Annotated in this window: 11 protein-coding genes and 2 pseudogenes; 10 read left to right on the top strand and 3 right to left on the bottom strand. The window is 60.9% G+C overall.

Annotation, left to right across the window (positions count from 1 at the left end; translation table 11 throughout):
* The first annotated feature begins 48 nt into the window (after positions 1-48).
* The 8 genes and pseudogenes from ABEG21_RS21080 (at position 49) to ABEG21_RS21045 (ending at position 8662) form a co-directional block, all read left to right on the top strand.
* Positions 49-1382: pseudogene (locus ABEG21_RS21080) on the top strand (MFS transporter).
* Positions 1382-2437: an amidohydrolase family protein gene (locus ABEG21_RS21075; RefSeq protein ID WP_347557364.1), complete on the top strand. Its 1056-nt coding sequence runs from the start codon at positions 1382-1384 to the stop codon at positions 2435-2437. The pseudogene ABEG21_RS21080 and the gene ABEG21_RS21075 overlap by 1 nt, the downstream one beginning before the upstream one ends.
* Positions 2434-3729 carry an MFS transporter gene (locus ABEG21_RS21070; protein ID WP_347557363.1) on the top strand — a complete coding sequence of 432 codons (1296 nt, stop codon included), beginning with the start codon at positions 2434-2436 and terminating at the stop codon, positions 3727-3729. Before ABEG21_RS21075 ends, ABEG21_RS21070 begins: the two co-directional genes overlap by 4 nt.
* A gap of 102 nt (positions 3730-3831) precedes the next feature.
* Positions 3832-5157: an MFS transporter gene (locus ABEG21_RS21065; protein ID WP_347557362.1), complete on the top strand. Its 1326-nt coding sequence runs from the start codon at positions 3832-3834 to the stop codon at positions 5155-5157.
* 3 nt (positions 5158-5160) lie between these two features.
* On the top strand, positions 5161-6105 hold the full coding sequence (locus tag ABEG21_RS21060; RefSeq protein WP_347557361.1) for an amidohydrolase family protein: 945 nt from the start codon (positions 5161-5163) through the stop codon (positions 6103-6105).
* A 393-nt stretch (positions 6106-6498) separates the two neighbouring features.
* Positions 6499-7971, top strand: coding sequence for an ISNCY family transposase (locus tag ABEG21_RS21055; RefSeq protein ID WP_347557360.1), 1473 nt, complete (start codon positions 6499-6501; stop codon positions 7969-7971).
* A 136-nt stretch (positions 7972-8107) separates the two neighbouring features.
* Positions 8108-8537 (top strand): annotated as a pseudogene (locus ABEG21_RS21050) (helix-turn-helix domain-containing protein); the annotation flags it as partial.
* Positions 8474-8662 carry a hypothetical protein gene (locus tag ABEG21_RS21045; RefSeq protein WP_347558112.1) on the top strand — a complete coding sequence of 63 codons (189 nt, stop codon included), beginning with the start codon at positions 8474-8476 and terminating at the stop codon, positions 8660-8662. The pseudogene ABEG21_RS21050 and the gene ABEG21_RS21045, both read left to right, overlap by 64 nt.
* 449 nt (positions 8663-9111) lie before the next feature.
* Here the strand turns inward: ABEG21_RS21045 and ABEG21_RS21040 are convergent, their stop codons facing one another.
* The 3 genes from ABEG21_RS21040 to ABEG21_RS21030 all read right to left on the bottom strand — a co-directional run bounded on the left by ABEG21_RS21040 (position 9112) and on the right by ABEG21_RS21030 (position 13404).
* A complete protein-coding gene (locus ABEG21_RS21040) occupies positions 9112-11007 on the bottom strand; it encodes a feruloyl-CoA synthase (RefSeq protein ID WP_347557359.1) in 1896 nt (631 codons plus the stop codon).
* 36 nt (positions 11008-11043) lie between these two features.
* Positions 11044-12495: an aldehyde dehydrogenase gene (locus tag ABEG21_RS21035; RefSeq protein ID WP_347557358.1), complete on the bottom strand. Its 1452-nt coding sequence runs from the start codon at positions 12493-12495 to the stop codon at positions 11044-11046.
* 81 nt (positions 12496-12576) lie between these two features.
* Positions 12577-13404, bottom strand: a complete 828-nt coding sequence (locus tag ABEG21_RS21030) for a p-hydroxycinnamoyl CoA hydratase/lyase (RefSeq protein ID WP_347557357.1) — start codon at positions 13402-13404, stop codon at positions 12577-12579.
* A gap of 185 nt (positions 13405-13589) precedes the next feature.
* Between ABEG21_RS21030 and ABEG21_RS21025 the strand changes: the two genes are divergently transcribed.
* Positions 13590-14042, top strand: coding sequence for a MarR family transcriptional regulator (locus ABEG21_RS21025; RefSeq protein ID WP_347557356.1), 453 nt, complete (start codon positions 13590-13592; stop codon positions 14040-14042).
* Between the two features lie 379 nt (positions 14043-14421).
* Positions 14422-15630 (top strand): 3-(3-hydroxy-phenyl)propionate transporter MhpT, encoded by a 1209-nt coding sequence (gene mhpT, locus ABEG21_RS21020; protein ID WP_347558105.1) that lies wholly within the window; start codon positions 14422-14424, stop codon positions 15628-15630.
* Positions 15631-15685 lie beyond the last annotated feature (55 nt).

Below are 15685 nucleotides of genomic sequence, written 5' to 3'. Positions count from 1 at the left end.
AAATAAGATAAAAGTCGCGCTCGACGAAGTGCGACGGAGGAGGCAATCATGGGAACTTCGCAGACGGTGGCAACGCCGGCTGGTGGCCAGACGCGATTCGCGGCAGCCGTGCCGGACGACGACTATGCGGCAAGCGAGGCAGCGCTGGAAGGATCCTGCCGTTCATCTTCGCCTGCTATGTCGTCAGCTATCTGGACCGCGCCAACGTCGGCTTTGCCGCGCTGACGATGAACCGGGATCTGGGCTTGACGGCCGAGCAGTTCGGCCTGGGCGCGGGGCTGTTCTTCATCGGCTATTTCATTTTTGAGATACCGAGCAATCTCGCGCTGCATAAGTTCGGCGCGCGCCGCTGGATCTCGCGGATCATGATCAGCTGGGGCATCTGCTCGATGCTGACGGCTTTCGTCGTCGGACCGAAGAGCTTTGCGGCCGCGCGATTCCTGCTGGGCATTGCAGAAGCGGGCTTCACGCCGGGCATCTATCTCTATTTCACGTTGTGGTTTCCGGGTCCCTGGCGCGCGAAGATCACGGCAGCCTTTCTCGTCGGCATTCCCGTCGCGAACATGATCGGCTCGCCGATTTCCGGGGCTTTGCTGCAACTGGGCGGCATGGGCGGGCTGCACAGCTGGCAATGGCTCTTGCTGGTCGAGGGCTTGCCGGCCGTGCTGTTGGGTATTGCCTGCCTGTTTGTACTCAACGACGGACCGGAGAAAGCGGCGTGGCTCACCGATGCGCAGAAAGCCAGCGTGTCACAGCGACTCCGCGACGAGCAGCGCGACATCTCGACCCGACACGGCGCGACGTTGAAAAGCGCGCTGACGAACTGGCGTGTCTTCGTGCTGGCCTTAGTCAATTTCTGCGGCATCGTCGGTTCGCTGGGCGTAGGGCTGTGGATGCCGCAGATCATCAAGCAATTCGGCGTGGATCATGCAACGGTGGGTTGGCTGAATGCCTTGCCCTATCTCATCGGCGCGTTCGTCATGTTGCTGTGGGCGCGGCTGGCCCGTCGTGCGACGCACCGCGTTCCGTATATCGCGGGCGCATTGGCGATCGCCGCCGTGGCACTGACGGCAAGCGTCTATACGGAGAGCTCGGTGCTGAAACTCATCGCGCTGTGCATCACGGTCAGTGGCATCCTGGCGTTTCAAGCGACGTACTGGGCGATACCCTCGGCCTTTCTCACCGGTCGCGCTGCCGCCGGCGGCCTGGCCTTGATCGTGTCGATCGGCAATCTCGGCGGTTTCGTCGGTCCGTCGATGATCGGCGCCTTGAAGCAGCTTTCCGACGGCTATCGCCTGCCGCTGATGGCCGTCTCGGCCGTCATGCTGATCGGCGCGTTGACGATCGCCTGGTTGGGCGATCCGGGAAAAAGGAGCGCGTAATGCAGATCGTCCATGCGCCGCACCTGCCGGTCAAAGAGGACTGGCTCGCGTTGCGGCAGGAACCCATCCTCGATCCCGATCTCCCTATCGTCGATGCCCACCACCATTTGTGGGACAGACAGAGCGGCCGCTACCTGTTCCATGAATTTCGAGACGATACCGCGTCCGGGCATCGCATCGTGTCCACCGTCTATGTGCAATGCCGCTCCATGTTGCGCGCCGACGGTCCGCGCGAGATGCAGGCAGTAGGCGAAGTGGAGTTTGCAAACGGCATCGCGGCGATGGGGGCCAGCGGCGCCTACGGCGAGACGCGCTGGTGCGAGGGGATCGTCGGTGGTGCGGACCTCACGCTGGGCGATGCCGTCGACCCAGTGATCGAGCAGATGCTCGAGCGCTCCGGTGGCCGGCTACGCGGGATGCGCAATCCGCTGGCGTGGCATGCCGACGCAGCGGTGCAATCGACGATCGTGACACCGCCGCCGGACCTGATGCAGCAGACGGGCTTTCGCCGCGGCGTGCAGCGACTCGCGAAATACGGGCTGTCCCTGGACGTTTGGCTGTACCACACGCAACTGGATGCGCTGTACGAGCTGGCGAAGGCGACGCCCGATGTGACCGTCGTCATCGACCACTTCGGCGGCCCGATCGGCGTCGGCCCGTATGCAGGGGATGGCGCAGCGGTACTGTCGGCTTGGCAATCCAGCTTGCGTCGACTGGCGACGTTATCAAACACGCGGCTGAAGCTCGGCGGCGCTGGCATGCCGGTGTTCGGTCATCCGTTCGCTGCGGCGACGACACCGCCTTCTTCCGAGGCGTTGGCACGCGCGTGGCGGCCGTATTTCGAGACATGCCTGTCGCTCTTCGGTGCGTCGCGCTGCATGTTCCAGAGCAACTTCCCGGTGGACAAAGGCATGTTCAGCTACCACGTGCTGTGGAACGCGTTCAAGCGCCTTGCTGCGCAGGCCTCCGCATCGGAGCGGGCGGCGCTGTTCTCGAGCACCGCGATCGACACCTATCGCCTTGGCGCGACCTTCGGACAGGGAAACGGCAAATGAAATCGTCTACCGATATACGCGCACGGATCACGCCCGACAGTACTGCGGCCGACGAGGCGAAAGCCCGACGCTACAGCAGCATCACGCGCAACGAATGGCGCTCGCTGTCGCTTGCGGGGTTGGGATGGACGTTCGAAAGCTACGACTCCTTCCTGCTCTCGTTGTTGCTGCCCGTGCTCGCGATGCAGTTTGGCCTGTCCAAAGCGGAGGCGGGCCTGTTCACCAGCGTGACGGCGGCAGGACAGATCGGCGGCGGCATCGTCTTCGGCTATGTATCCGATCGCATCGGGCGTGTACGCACGGCCATGCTGTGCATCGCCATCTATTCGCTGTTTTCCGGACTGCTGTCGCTGGCCCCGAACGGGACCTGGTTCGCGATCACGCGCTTCTGCGGCGCCCTGGGCATGGGGGGCATGTGGACATCGGGCGCCGCCTTGGTGGCGGAGACCTGGAATGCAAGCCGGCGCGGCAAAGGTGGCGCACTGATGCAGATGGGCTTGCCGGTAGGCGCGATCCTGTCGATCGCGATTGCCGGCATCGTCGGCAATGCCTTCGGCGGCTTGACCGGAGACGGCTGGCGGATCCTGTTCCTGATCGGCGCGCTGCCGTTCTTCATCCTGTTCCTCGTGGCACGCAAGACGCCCGAACCCACCATCTGGCGCGAACGCAAGCGGGCCGCCGCCACAGCGGAGTCCATCGACTTTGCGCCCGCGGCGAAGGCCAACGTGCGCGGCATGGTGCTCGCGTTCAGCTTCATCTTCTTCCTGCAGTACCTGTACTGGGGGGTGTTCACGTGGACGCCGACGTTCCTGCAGGTCGTCAAGCACCTGGACTTCCTGCACAGCCTGAAGTTCGTGCTCGCGTTGCAGTTCGGCGCCATCGCGGGCTTCCTGCTGTTCTCCGCTTTCGTGGACCGCTGGGGCCGCCGTCCGATGTTCTTCGGCTATCTGGTGGTGGGCGCCATCGCGGTGGGCGTGTACATCACGGCAGATACGTCCGTTCCGTTGATGATCGCGATCTTCCTGACCGGCTTCGGCGTCAACGGCATCTTCGCCGGTTCCGGGCCGTTCCTCGCCGAGATCATCGGCGACACGAAATCGCGTGGCTTCCTGATGGGACTGGCCTACAACGGCGGTCGACTCGGCGGCTTCCTCGCGCCGATCGTTATCGGCGCGCTGGCATCGACGTCAGGTGGCTTTACGCTCGGCCTCGCCACCACCATCGTGGCCTTCGCAGCGGCGGGCGTCGTGGTGCTGATCGCCCCCGAGACGCGTGGCAGAAGCCTGAAGTAGCAGACGCGTGTAACCGACGCGCGTAACCGACGCGATGCGCGAAGGTAGGGCGCCGTCGCGCCGCGATGACCGACTCGGTCGACACCTATGTGGAACTCCATCATGCAAGAACCGCAAGGGCGCAGCGTGCCCGACATCGAAAAGCGAACGATACGGAAGGTCGTCTGGCGACTGGTGCCTTTCCTCATGGTCTGCTATCTGCTTGCCTTCATCGACCGCGGCAACGTGGGCATGGCGTCGCTGCAGATGAATCGCGACATCGGCATGTCCGCGAGCGCCTTCGGTTTCGGCAGCAGCCTTTTCTTCATCTCGTATTTCCTCTGCGAGGTGCCGAGCAACCTGGCGCTGCAGAAATACGGTGCGCGCGTGTGGATCGCGCGCATCATGATCACGTGGGGCCTGGTGTCGGCCGCCACGGCGTTGGTACATAACGCCGCGTCGTTCTATGTGCTGCGATTCCTGCTGGGGGCGGCGGAAGCCGGCTTCTTTCCGGGCGTTCTGCTGTATCTCTCCTATTGGGTGCCGGCGGCGCATCGCGCCCGCATCATCGCGATCTTCATGGTCGCGATCCCTGCTGCGAGTTTCATCGGTTCGCCGGTTTCGGCGGCGCTGCTGCAGATGAACGGCATCGAGGGATTGCGCGGTTGGCACTGGCTCTTCCTGCTGGAAGGCATTCCGACGGCGTTGCTGGGCGTGGCCTGCCTGTTCTTCCTCACCAACAAGCCGGACGAGGCGACCTGGCTTACGGCAGACGAGCGTAGCTGGCTCGCGACCGCGTTGTCCGGCGAGCAGAAAGGACCCCAAAAGGTGGCCTCCATGCCGCTGCACAAGCTCTTCTTCAACCGTTATGTCATCTGCCTGGCCTTGGTCGACACGTGCGCGTCGGCGGCAGGGAGCACGCTGTCCGTATGGCAACCGCAGCTGTTGAAATCGTACGGCCTGACGGTGATGCAGACGGGATTGCTGAATTCGCTCCCCTACGCCCTGTCGTCCGTCCTGATGGTGTATTGGGGGCGCCGCTCCGACCGCACGGGCGAGCGGCGCTGGCACACGGTCATTCCTATGCTGCTGATCGGTGTCGGACTCTTCGCCACGTCGCTGAGTTCGGCGCTGGCGCCGGCCGTGTGCATGTTGAGCGCGGTGCTGGTAGGGGCCTACGCCTTCAAGGGGCCATTCTGGGCGCTGACCGGGGGTCTGCTTTCCAGCCGTGCCACCGCGGCCGGGCTGGCGATGATCAATGCCCTGGCCAATCTGCTCGGCGGCGGCCTGATGGTGAACGTCTACGGCTGGGTCAAAGATGCGACGGGCAGCTATGCCTTGGCGCTGATGCCGCTGGCCGTCCTGACGCTGATCAGTGTCCTGACCCTGCTGTCGCTCACGCGCAATGGACCGCAGGGGCAGGTTGTACAACGAACGAAGGCGATCTGAAGCATGTTGGACAAGAACCGAAGAGACTTTTTACGAGATACGGGATTGGCCCTGGCCGCGCTCTCCCTGACAGAGCGCAACGCGTTCGCCCAGGCTGCGGAAGTCTGGTCGAGCGGTACCGAACGTCCGACCTTCCGGCTGCCGGACGGCGCCATCGATTGCCATATGCATATCTACGACGATCGCTTCCCGGCAGCACCCGGCACGACGCTGCAGCCGCCGAATGCCAGCATTGCGCAATATCGGCATATCCAGCAGCGACTCGGCATGCATCGGAACGTGGTGGTCACACCGTCGACCTACGGCACCGACAATCGCTGCCTCCTCGAAGCGCTGACGCATTTCGGCCAGCATGCGCGCGGTGTCGCGGTGGTCGACGACACGGTGACCACCGCCACGCTTTCCGAGATGGATAAGGCAGGCGTTCGCGCGATCCGCTTCAACCTGAGCTATCCGGGTGCGACGACGTTGGCCATGTTGGCACCGCTGGCAAAGCGCATTGCGCCGCTGGGGTGGCATATCGAATTGGTGGTGCAGGGCGCTCGACTGCCGGGCCTCGAGCCGCACCTTACCGCGCTCCCGTGCCCGTTGGTCCTGGATCACATCGCGCATGTACCGGAGCCGGGCGGACGCGAGAGCGACGCATTCCGGACCGTGCGCAGGCTGGTCGAAAAGGGCGATGTCTGGGTGACGCTGTCGGGTCCCTATGTCGACAGCAAGGTCGGTGCGCCTGGCTACAGCGATGTGGCACCGGTCGCGGAGGCGTTGATCGCGATGGCGCCGGAACGGATGCTGTGGGGCACCGACTGGCCGCATCCGACGGAAAAGCTGCACAAGCCGGACGACGCCGCGCTGCTGGATACGTTCGCCTCGTGGATCGGACGCTCGGATTGGCAGAAGCAGGTGTTCGTGACGAATCCGGCGAAGCTGTACGGTTTCGAGGGCTGATCCTGCGCCGCCATTCCCGTGTCGACTGCGGGATGTCAGAGCCCCGCGCCGGATGGCGGCTATCGAACCGTCATCGGTCTCGCGAGCCTGAAAAGGAGAACCTCTATGTGCCCGCGACTTCGAATCAAAGACGATTGGCAAACCGAGGAAGCGCTACGGGCGGCTGAGACGATCCCTCGCACAAATTCTTGCGGCGCGTTAGTGTTACCGCCAATTTCGCTTCGAACGCCGAACGGAGCTAAATAGCAATTTAACTTAACATAATATATATTATCCACCAAAAAATTTGTTAGCGTTCAATAGTAATGTCGTGCTTGCGATCAATTGAAATGTCGCACTGAGCTCGTTTTGGGCGCAAGCTAAGCGTCCACCGACCTTAGTTGCGAGCGCGCCATGGATAACTCTGGATCTATTACCATGAGCATGCGCGAACTTGGACGAATCAAGATCATCCAAGCCGTCATAGACGGCTTGTTGATGCCATGGCGAGCGGCTGAGCAACTCAAGCTCAGCGTGCGCCAGGTGGAACGTCTGTGTCGACGTTATCGCGATGAAGGTCCGGCGGGTTTAATCTCTCGCAAGCGTGCCCACGCGAGTAATCATCAATTGCCACCGGGCCTGGCGGAACGTGTTTTGGGTTTGGTTGCCAAACGCTATCTTGACTTCGGCCCGACCTTCGCTTGTGAGAAGCTACGCGAGGCGCACGGCTTTGATCTGTCGGTGGCTACCGTTCGTCGGTTAATGACTGCTGCCGGCTTCTGGGTTCCTCGCAAGCTCCGTCCACCGAAGATTCATCAGCCGCGCAATCGACGCGCGTGTGTGGGCGAGTTAATCCAAATTGATGGCAGCGATCATCGGTGGTTTGAGGAACGCGCGGCGTCGTGCGTATTACTCGTATTTATCGATGATGCGACAAGCCGATTGATGACTTTGCACTTCACGCAGACAGAGTCGACGTTTAGCTATTTCGAGGCGTTGCGCCAACACCTGGACAACCATGGCAAACCGATGGCGCTGTACAGTGATAAATTTTCGGTATTTCGCATCAATGGCAATCGCAATGAGGAAAAGAGCTTTGGCAAAGGCATAACGCAGTTTGGTCGTGCTTGCTTCGAGCTTAATATCGACACATGGTGCGCGAATAGTAGCCAGGCAAAAGGCCGAGTAGAACGCGCAAACTTGACCTTGCAGGATCGATTGGTCAAGGAACTCAGGTTGCGAGAAATCAGCACAAAGGAGGCAGCCAACGCGTATGCGCCCTCCTTCATCGCAGACTATAACCGACGATTCGGCAAGCCGCCCAAAAGTGATCACGACGCACATCGTTCGGTGCGAAACGATGAAATATTGTCATCGATTTTGACGGTGCGCGTATTGCGCAAAGTGACGCAAACACTGACTGTGCAGTACGATCGCGTGATGTATTTATTGGAAGACACGCCAGCGAATCGGACGCTGATTCATACCTACATTGATGTTTTTGAATTCCCGGATGGCGAGGTCGAAATACAGTCCCATGGACGCCCTCTTACGCACACGCGTTACGACCGTTTATCGAACGTCGATCAGGGAGCCATTGTGGAGAACAAACGGCTTGGACATGTGCTGCAAATCGCTCAGACCCTGCAAGCGCAGCGTGATAATCGACGCATCATTGCATCACCATCAAGGACGCATCGAGGTGAGCTAGTAAACCCAAAGCACACTTTGCCGGGCCTGAAGAAACAACGGGAGATCAACCGTGACGACTTCAATAAGGCGATCGAAAACGTTGCGCAGAGCAAGGAAAGTCAAACAAAAGTTGCTGAGCAAATCGTCTTAAAGTCGATGAAAAGAGCAACAACGAAACCGACGATAAAACACTGAAGTACGACATTTCAACTTATTTCTCGGTACGACATTTCAACTTAACTTTGACAAAATTGTAAAGGCTTTTTAGAAATGTCTGGTTTTCACCCTCCGAGGCGCATCCTAGAACGAGGTGCAGCTCTTGGAGTCGAGGATGAACGAGCCAGGATTGGTCACGATCAGCATGAACGAACTGCAACGCGTGAAGATCATCGAGGCGGTCGTCGAGCGGCGCCTGAGCGGCGTCAAGGCTGCGGAGCGTCTGAACCTCACAGAGCCGGCAAATTTCTCGGCTACGGCGGCGCTATGAGCAATTGGGGGCCGTTGGCCTGGCGTCGAGCAAACGCGGCAAGCCCAGTAATCGTCTGTCGCCGGAGAATCTGCGCACGCGGGTGCTGAGTATCGTGCGCGAGCGATATCCCGACTTCGGCCCCACGCTAGCGCGCGAGAAGCTCCAAGAATGTGACCGAATTACGCTGGCCAAGGAAACCATCCGACGTTGGATGCATGACGCCGGCTTATGGATTCCCCGCAAACAACGGCCGCCCAAGATTTATCAGCCGCGCAATCGACGGGCAAGATTAAACAACGCGAATTGACACAGGAAATGATCAACGAGCTGATTTTGAAAACGCCTAAGAACTGGGCGGCTTCGCCGCCAAAAACAAAGAAAGAGAAAAAGGAAAAAGCCCTAAAACCGGACATTTGAACTTGGCTTTGACAAGAAATTCCATAGCTTATCGTTTTTTTAAAAAAGATATTATGATCTTAGACAGCGGTTATTCCGCACTATCACTCTATCTCAAATAAAACCGCGAATGGCACCGTTTTCGAAATCACGCTGAAAAAAACAATGCGTTTTTAAAGAACGTGGTCGTCTGTCCTATCCTATTAAAATGACGCGTTAAAGACGAAGGTCGGGTCGGATCATCTACGTGCCTGTCGCACGCTAGTATCAACGGAACGAGCGAAATCCGCATGAAAATGCGATATTCACGCGGAAAACGGGTATCGAGCGATGCACCGCCTACGCAAATGTGTTCGAAGTCGCGTTCGGGCGCGGTTTCCGCTGCACCCGGCACGCGTGCACGCGTCGTACCGGGGAAGATCACGGAAAAAGAACTTCACGCATTCCGCAGCACATCACATCCCTTCATGTCAAACCGTTGCGCCCGCGACGATCACCGCGGGATCGCGCTGCGCAACGTCGTACATTGCGTCGACGAGCGCGGCACGATGCGTCAACACCGCGCGTTGATTGATCGACCCTTTGTCGGTGATCTCGCCGAGGTCGAGCGACGGCGCAACATCCATGAGCCGCAGACGCGCGATGGTCGTCGCACCGCCGGTAGCCCCGAGATTGAGCGCGTGCAGCAACGCGGTGAAGTGCGCGCGCACGACGGGTGCTTCCACTACTTCTTGCGGCGTCGCCGCGGCAGGCAGACCCGCTAGCCGCCGACAGTCGTCGATGCGCGGAAACACCACCAGCCCGACATCGTCGCGATTGATGCCGGCGACGACTACGTCCTGCACGTACGGCGCACCTTCGGAGATCACACGCGCTCGCATCGGACCGACGCTCACGAACGTGCCCGAACTCAGTTTGAAATCCTCCGCGATACGCCCGTCGAACAACAATCCGAGGTCTGGCCGCGTCGCGTCGACAAAGCGCAGTGCGTCGCCGCTGCAAAAGTAGCCTTCTTCGTCGAATGTGTTGCGCCATTCCGCAGCGTCGGCACGCCAGTATCCCGCCATGACGTGCGGCCCTCGATAACGTGCCTCAAGCTTGTCGCCAACCGGCGCGAGTTTGACGTCGCAGCCGGGCGCGGGCAAGCCCACATAGCCCGCGCACTTGACAGGCCCCGTGGTGAACAAGCATGCCGGCGACGTCTCGGTCATGCCGAGCCCCGCCATGATGCGTATGCGCTCGCCGCAATATGTTTCGGTGACGCGTTCGAGCCGGTCCCAGGCTGCTTGCGATAATCCCGCGCCTGCGAAGAAATACACCTTCACGCGTGAGAAAAACGTCTCTCGCAATTGCCCGTCGCGTTCGAGCGCCATCGCCAGCTCCTCCCACCCCTTCGGCACGTTGAAGTAGATAGTGGGCGCGATTTCACGCAGATTGCGCAGTGTTTCCTCGAATTTTCCGTTGATCGGTTTGCCGTCGTCGATATAGAGCGTGCCGCCGTTGTAGAGCGCAATCCCCACGTTATGACTGCCGCCGAATGTGTGGTTCCAGGGCAGCCAGTCGACCAGCACCGGCGGTTCCTTCGCGAACTCGGGGAAGGTCTCCAGCAGCATCTGCTGATTGCTGCACAGCATGCGATGCGTGGTCGGCACGGCCTTCGGCAGCTTCGTCGAACCCGAGGTGAAAAGGAATTTAGCGATGGCGTCCGGACTCACTTCGGCGTGCACCGCATCGACCGTGGTGGGCTGTGTGTTCAGCAGATCCTCGAATGCTGTCACGTCGCGTGCCGCCGGCTTTGCTCGTGGCAATGTCGCGGCCACCACTTCGACATCGGAGGACACGGTCGTGTCGATTGCCTTCGCGAACGTATCGTAGACGCTTGCAAACACGAGACCCGGTGTCAGCAAATCGATCGTATGGCGCAGCTTGCCGAAGTCGCCGGAAGCCAGCGCATAGGCGGGAGAAATCGCGGCATACGGCACGCCCGCCCACATCGCGCCGAGCGCGAGTTGCAGATGTTCGAGATCGTTGCCCGACAGGATCACGACCGGCCGTTCAGCGGACAGACCCCGTGCAAGCAGGCCCTGGCCGATTGCGCGTGCACTTTGCAGCGCGGTGGCGTAGGACAAGCCTATCCATCGACCATCGCTGCCTCGGCGTGCCGCCAACCATTGTTCAGGATGCGCCCGCGTACCGCTCACGAGCCGTTCGGTCAGACGGTGCGGATGCGCGCCGAGCGGCTCGGCCGCGCGCAGATACCACGTGTCGCCTTGCTGCTGCGCGTGCAAGGACGAGGCAGCAATCGTCGTCGCCCGGTAGTGCTTGGGCGCGTCGGCGGGGTTCTTTTGTATCGGCTCGGAATGCAAAGCCTGTCTCCTTTGTGGAAAGCGCGATCGCAACGCTCAGATCGGATAGTGCCGAGGGCCGCTTTGAATCGTGATCCAACGCAGATCCGTGAACTCTGCAATCGACGCTTTACTGCCGAATCGCCCATAACCGCTTTTCTTCACGCCGCCGAACGGCATCTGCGCTTCGTCGTGCACGGTCGGGCCGTTGATATGGCAGATACCCGATTCAATCCGCTTCGCCACGTTCAAGGCGCGTGACATATCGCGACTAAATACCGCTGCCGAGAGTCCGTACTCGCTGTCGTTGGCGATTCGAATCGCCTCCTCGTCGCCGTCCACACGCTGCACCGTGACCACCGGACCGAACGATTCTTCGGCATACAGCGTCATGTCGGCGGTGATCCCGTCGACGATCGCCGGCTGCATCACAGCGCCATCGACCTTGCAGCCAACCGGCAACGTCGCGCCTTTCGCGCGCGCATCGTCGATCAACGTCTTGATGCGTTGCGCAGCACCCGCGCTTTCAAGCATGCCGAGCACGGAGTCCGTCGCGGCCGGGTCACCCGCTTTTAACGTCCGCGCCTTGGCCGCAAGCTTCTCCACCAAAGCATCCGCGATCTTGCGGTCGACGATCACGCGCTCCGTCGACATGCAAATCTGCCCCTGATTGAAAAACGCACCGAAGGCAATGCCTGAAACCGCCGCATCCAGATCGGCGTCGTCTAGCACCACCACCGGCGCTTTACCGCCGAGTTCCAGCAATGCCGGCTTGAGATGCGTCGCCGCATGTTGCGCGACAATGCGCCCGACGCGCGTCGAGCCGGTGAAATTCACACGACGTACCGCCGGATGCGCGATCAGCCGCGCGACGATCGCCGGCGCATCTTCCGCCGCATGCGTGATGACATTGACCACGCCATCGCCGAGACCGGCCTCCTCCAGCACGCTGCCGATCAAGCGATGCACGCCCGGACAACCTTCCGACGCCTTGAGCACGACGGTGTTGCCGCACGCCAGCGGCATGGCAATTGCCCGGGTGCCGAGGATCACCGGTGCATTCCAAGGCGCCATGCCGAGCACCACGCCGCAAGGCTGGCGCACCGCCATTGCGAGGCTGCCGGGGATGTCGGAAGGCACCACGGCACCGTCGATCTGCGTCGTCATCGCCGCAGCCTCACGCAACATATTGGCGGCCAGCATGACGTTGAAGCCATACCAGTTCGGCATCGCACCCGTCTCGGCGACACCGGTTTCGATGAATTGCGTCGTGCGGGCATCCATCAGATCGGCTGCCGCCAGCAAACGCTTGCGGCGCTCGGTGGGTGCCAGCGCCGACCAGACCGGAAAGGCCCCCGACGCCGCTTCGACCGCCGCGTCGGCATCGGCCGGCGTGGCGGCTGCCGCACGCGACGCCGCCCGACCGGTCGCCGGATTGATGCGCTCGAAGGTCTTTCCGTCCGACGCACCGCGGCTTTCGCCGCCAATCAACAAGGTCACTTCTTGCATGTCTGCCGTCTCCTCGCAGTCTTTTTCGCCGCATCTTTCGCAGTGGTCCGCGTGATCAGAACGTCACGTCGTTGCGACCGATCAGCGCTTGTACGCTTGCAGACCCGGCTTGATCGCCTTTTCGTCGAGGAACTGCTTCAGGCCCTGCTCCCGGCCGCCTTCCGGATCGCGCAATTGCGCCTGATCGAGCTTCGCGTACAAATAGTCTTCGTTCTGATCCCACGTCAGTTCGCGACAACGCTTGAAGCCATGCTTCGCCGCGCGCAACACCACCGGGTTCTTGTCGAGCAGTTTGCCGGCCAACGCACGCGTCACCTCGCGCAGTTCGGCACGCGGCACGCTCTTATTGACGAGGCCCATCCGCGTCGCTTCCTGCCCCGTGAACGTCTCGCCCGTCATGATGTAATACAGCGCTTGACGATGCCCGACGGTATCGGCCATTGCCTTGCTCACCAGATTACCCGGCGGAATGCCCCAGTTGATTTCGGAGAGGCCGAACGTGGCTTCGTCGGCGGCGATCGCCAGGTCGCACGCCACCAACGGCGAGAAACCGCCACCGAAGCACCAACCGTTGACCATCGCGATGGTCGGCTTCGCGTACATCCGTAGCAGTTGCCATTGCCAGCGGCATGCGTCGCGGCGGATCTTTTCCTGCAAAATCTCGGGGCCGGCGTCGACTTCGCGAAAATATTCCTTCAAGTCCATCCCGGCAGTCCACGCATCGCCTTCGCCGGTGAGCACCAGGACCTGCGCTTCGGCATCGAGCTCGACCGCTTCGAGCACCTCGATCATTTCCGTGTTCAGCGTTGGGCTCATCGCGTTGCGCTTCTCGGGTCGATTGAACGATACCCATGCAATTCCTTCCGCGACATCGACCTTGACGGTTTTCCAACGGCCTTCATAACGCATCTGCTTTCTCCGTGAACGTCGGCTGCGATCGCAACCCGATAACCACATTCAATATCAGGCTTCCTGATATGTAAAGCGGAAATTCACGTTCCTGGTGCAAACCCTTAGGTGTCGGAATCGGGCTCAGCCGCGCTAAGATGCGGGATAGCCCGAACTTCCTGTCCACGATGAGCAAAAATCACACTATGCCTGCCGAGCCCACCGCCACGCGCACGCGTCGTACCAGCCTGCGCCTGACCTATGTGATCGGCAGTCTCGACCGCATCCTGCGGCGTCGCATGACCGAAGCGCTCGCGCCACTCGGTCTGACGCTCGCGCAATTCACCGCGCTCTCCGTGCTCGAAGCCAAAGGGGAAGCGTCGAACGCCCAGGTCGCCGAGCGGTCGTTCATCACGCCGCAATCGGCCAATGAAGTAATGAACGCGATGGCCGCGCGTAATTGGGTGAGCCGCAAACCGGACCCGACGCACGGGCGCATCGTGCTGCTTCAACTCACCGACGAAGGGCGCACCGTGCTGCGCGAATGCGAGCAGGCCGTCAAGACCATCGAAAAGCAGATGATGGCAGGCATCGAACTCGATGCTGCCGGGGCCGTCCAAACCCATCTCGAAACGTTCGTTCGTAATCTGCGCGGCTAGAACCGCTCGCACCCCCTCGCGTTCCGTCACCGAATTGCTAGGTGTTTTCACCGAACAATTTACGCTTGTATTATCAGCCTTCCTGATATTAAATCCAGTCCACGATGCTGCGTGTGGAGACCTATCGCAACGCCTAGAAACGCGAGCCCCGTAGCCTGGTCATCGAAACGATGCACAGCACGCTGCGGTGTTCGTCGGGCGACGGCCGCGCCGCTTTCATGGCCTCGACAATGATCTAACGCTCGCCTGCCGAGCTCGTCCGTCGTGCAGGACGGCGACGCGGCGTCTGGTGCCATTCGGCGAAACCGAAAAACCACGTCGTTTAATAAGGATAACTAATGTGAAGAAATCCGGAACATTGCATACGTCCGATGCCGCGGTGGTCACGGCAGCGTCGAACCGGGCAGGCACGTTCGTAACCCTCGGATTATGTTTTGCGATCGCCCTGCTGGAAGGACTCGACTTGCAGTCGGTCGGGGTCGCCGCACCGCGCATGGCGCACGAGTTTGGTCTGTCCGTCGGGCAAATGGGACTGGCGTTTAGCGCCGGGACGTTCGGCTTGCTACCCGGCGCGATGTTCGGCGGAAGACTCGCCGACCGTATCGGTCGCAAGCGCGTGCTCGTGATATCCGCTTGCCTGTTCGGCTTGCTGTCGATCATGACCACGCTGGCGAGCGACTTCCACACGCTCGTGATCGTACGCGTGTTGACCGGTATCGGATTAGGCGGCGCGTTGCCGAATCTGATCGCGTTGTCATCGGAAGCGGTCGCGCCACGCCTGCGTAACACCGCCGTGAGCGTGATGTATTGCGGCATTCCGTTCGGCGGCGTGATCGCGTCGGCGATCGGCGTGTTGAGTGCGGGAAACGTCGAGTGGCGTCACATTTTCTACGTCGGCGGCGTGGGGCCGCTTCTGCTCGTGCCGCTGCTGCTGGCCTTTCTCACGGATTCGAAGGCGTTCACCACCGCATCACGCGATGGTCAAGCCAAGCCCGCGCCGGTCGGCGAAATCCTGTTCGGCGGCACACGTGGTCTCTCGACCGTGCAGATTTGGGTCAGCTATTTCTGCACGCTGATCGTACTCTATTTTCTGCTGAATTGGCTGCCTTCGCTGATGGCTGCAAGCGGTCTGACGCGAGCGCACGTCGGCTACGTGCAGATCTTTTTCAATATCGGTGGCGGCATCGGGGCGCTGTGCATCGGCATGTTGATGGATCGCATGCGCTCGGGTCTCGTGGTGACGGGTATGTACGTCGGGATCATCGACTCGCTTGCGATGCTGTCGACGGCGCACGGCTTCGGTGCGCTAGCCGCCTCGGCGTTCTTCGCGGGGATGTTCGTGATCGGCGGCCAATCGGTGCTGTATGCGCTCTCTGCCGCGTTCTATCCGACCGCTATGCGTGGTACCGGCGTCGGTGCGGCGGTTGCGGTTGGCCGCATCGGCTCGGTGGTCGGTCCGCTCGCAGCGGGTCAATTGCTGGCGATGGGGCGTAGTTCTTCGACTGTGATCGGCGCAAGCATTCCCGTCACGGTGATCGCGGCAGCCGCCGCGTTGCTTCTGCTACGCCGTCCACGCGCCGAAAACTAGCCGTCGTCACGAGAAAGCCTGAGCCCAAGCGCAAAACAACAATACGCCCTTCTTC

The sequence above is a fragment of the Robbsia sp. KACC 23696 genome, from assembly GCF_039852015.1.
In the GTDB taxonomy this organism is placed as follows: domain Bacteria; phylum Pseudomonadota; class Gammaproteobacteria; order Burkholderiales; family Burkholderiaceae; genus Robbsia.
The sequence above is the reverse complement of the archived record's forward strand: the minus strand, read 5'-3'. Positions and strand labels throughout refer to the sequence as shown.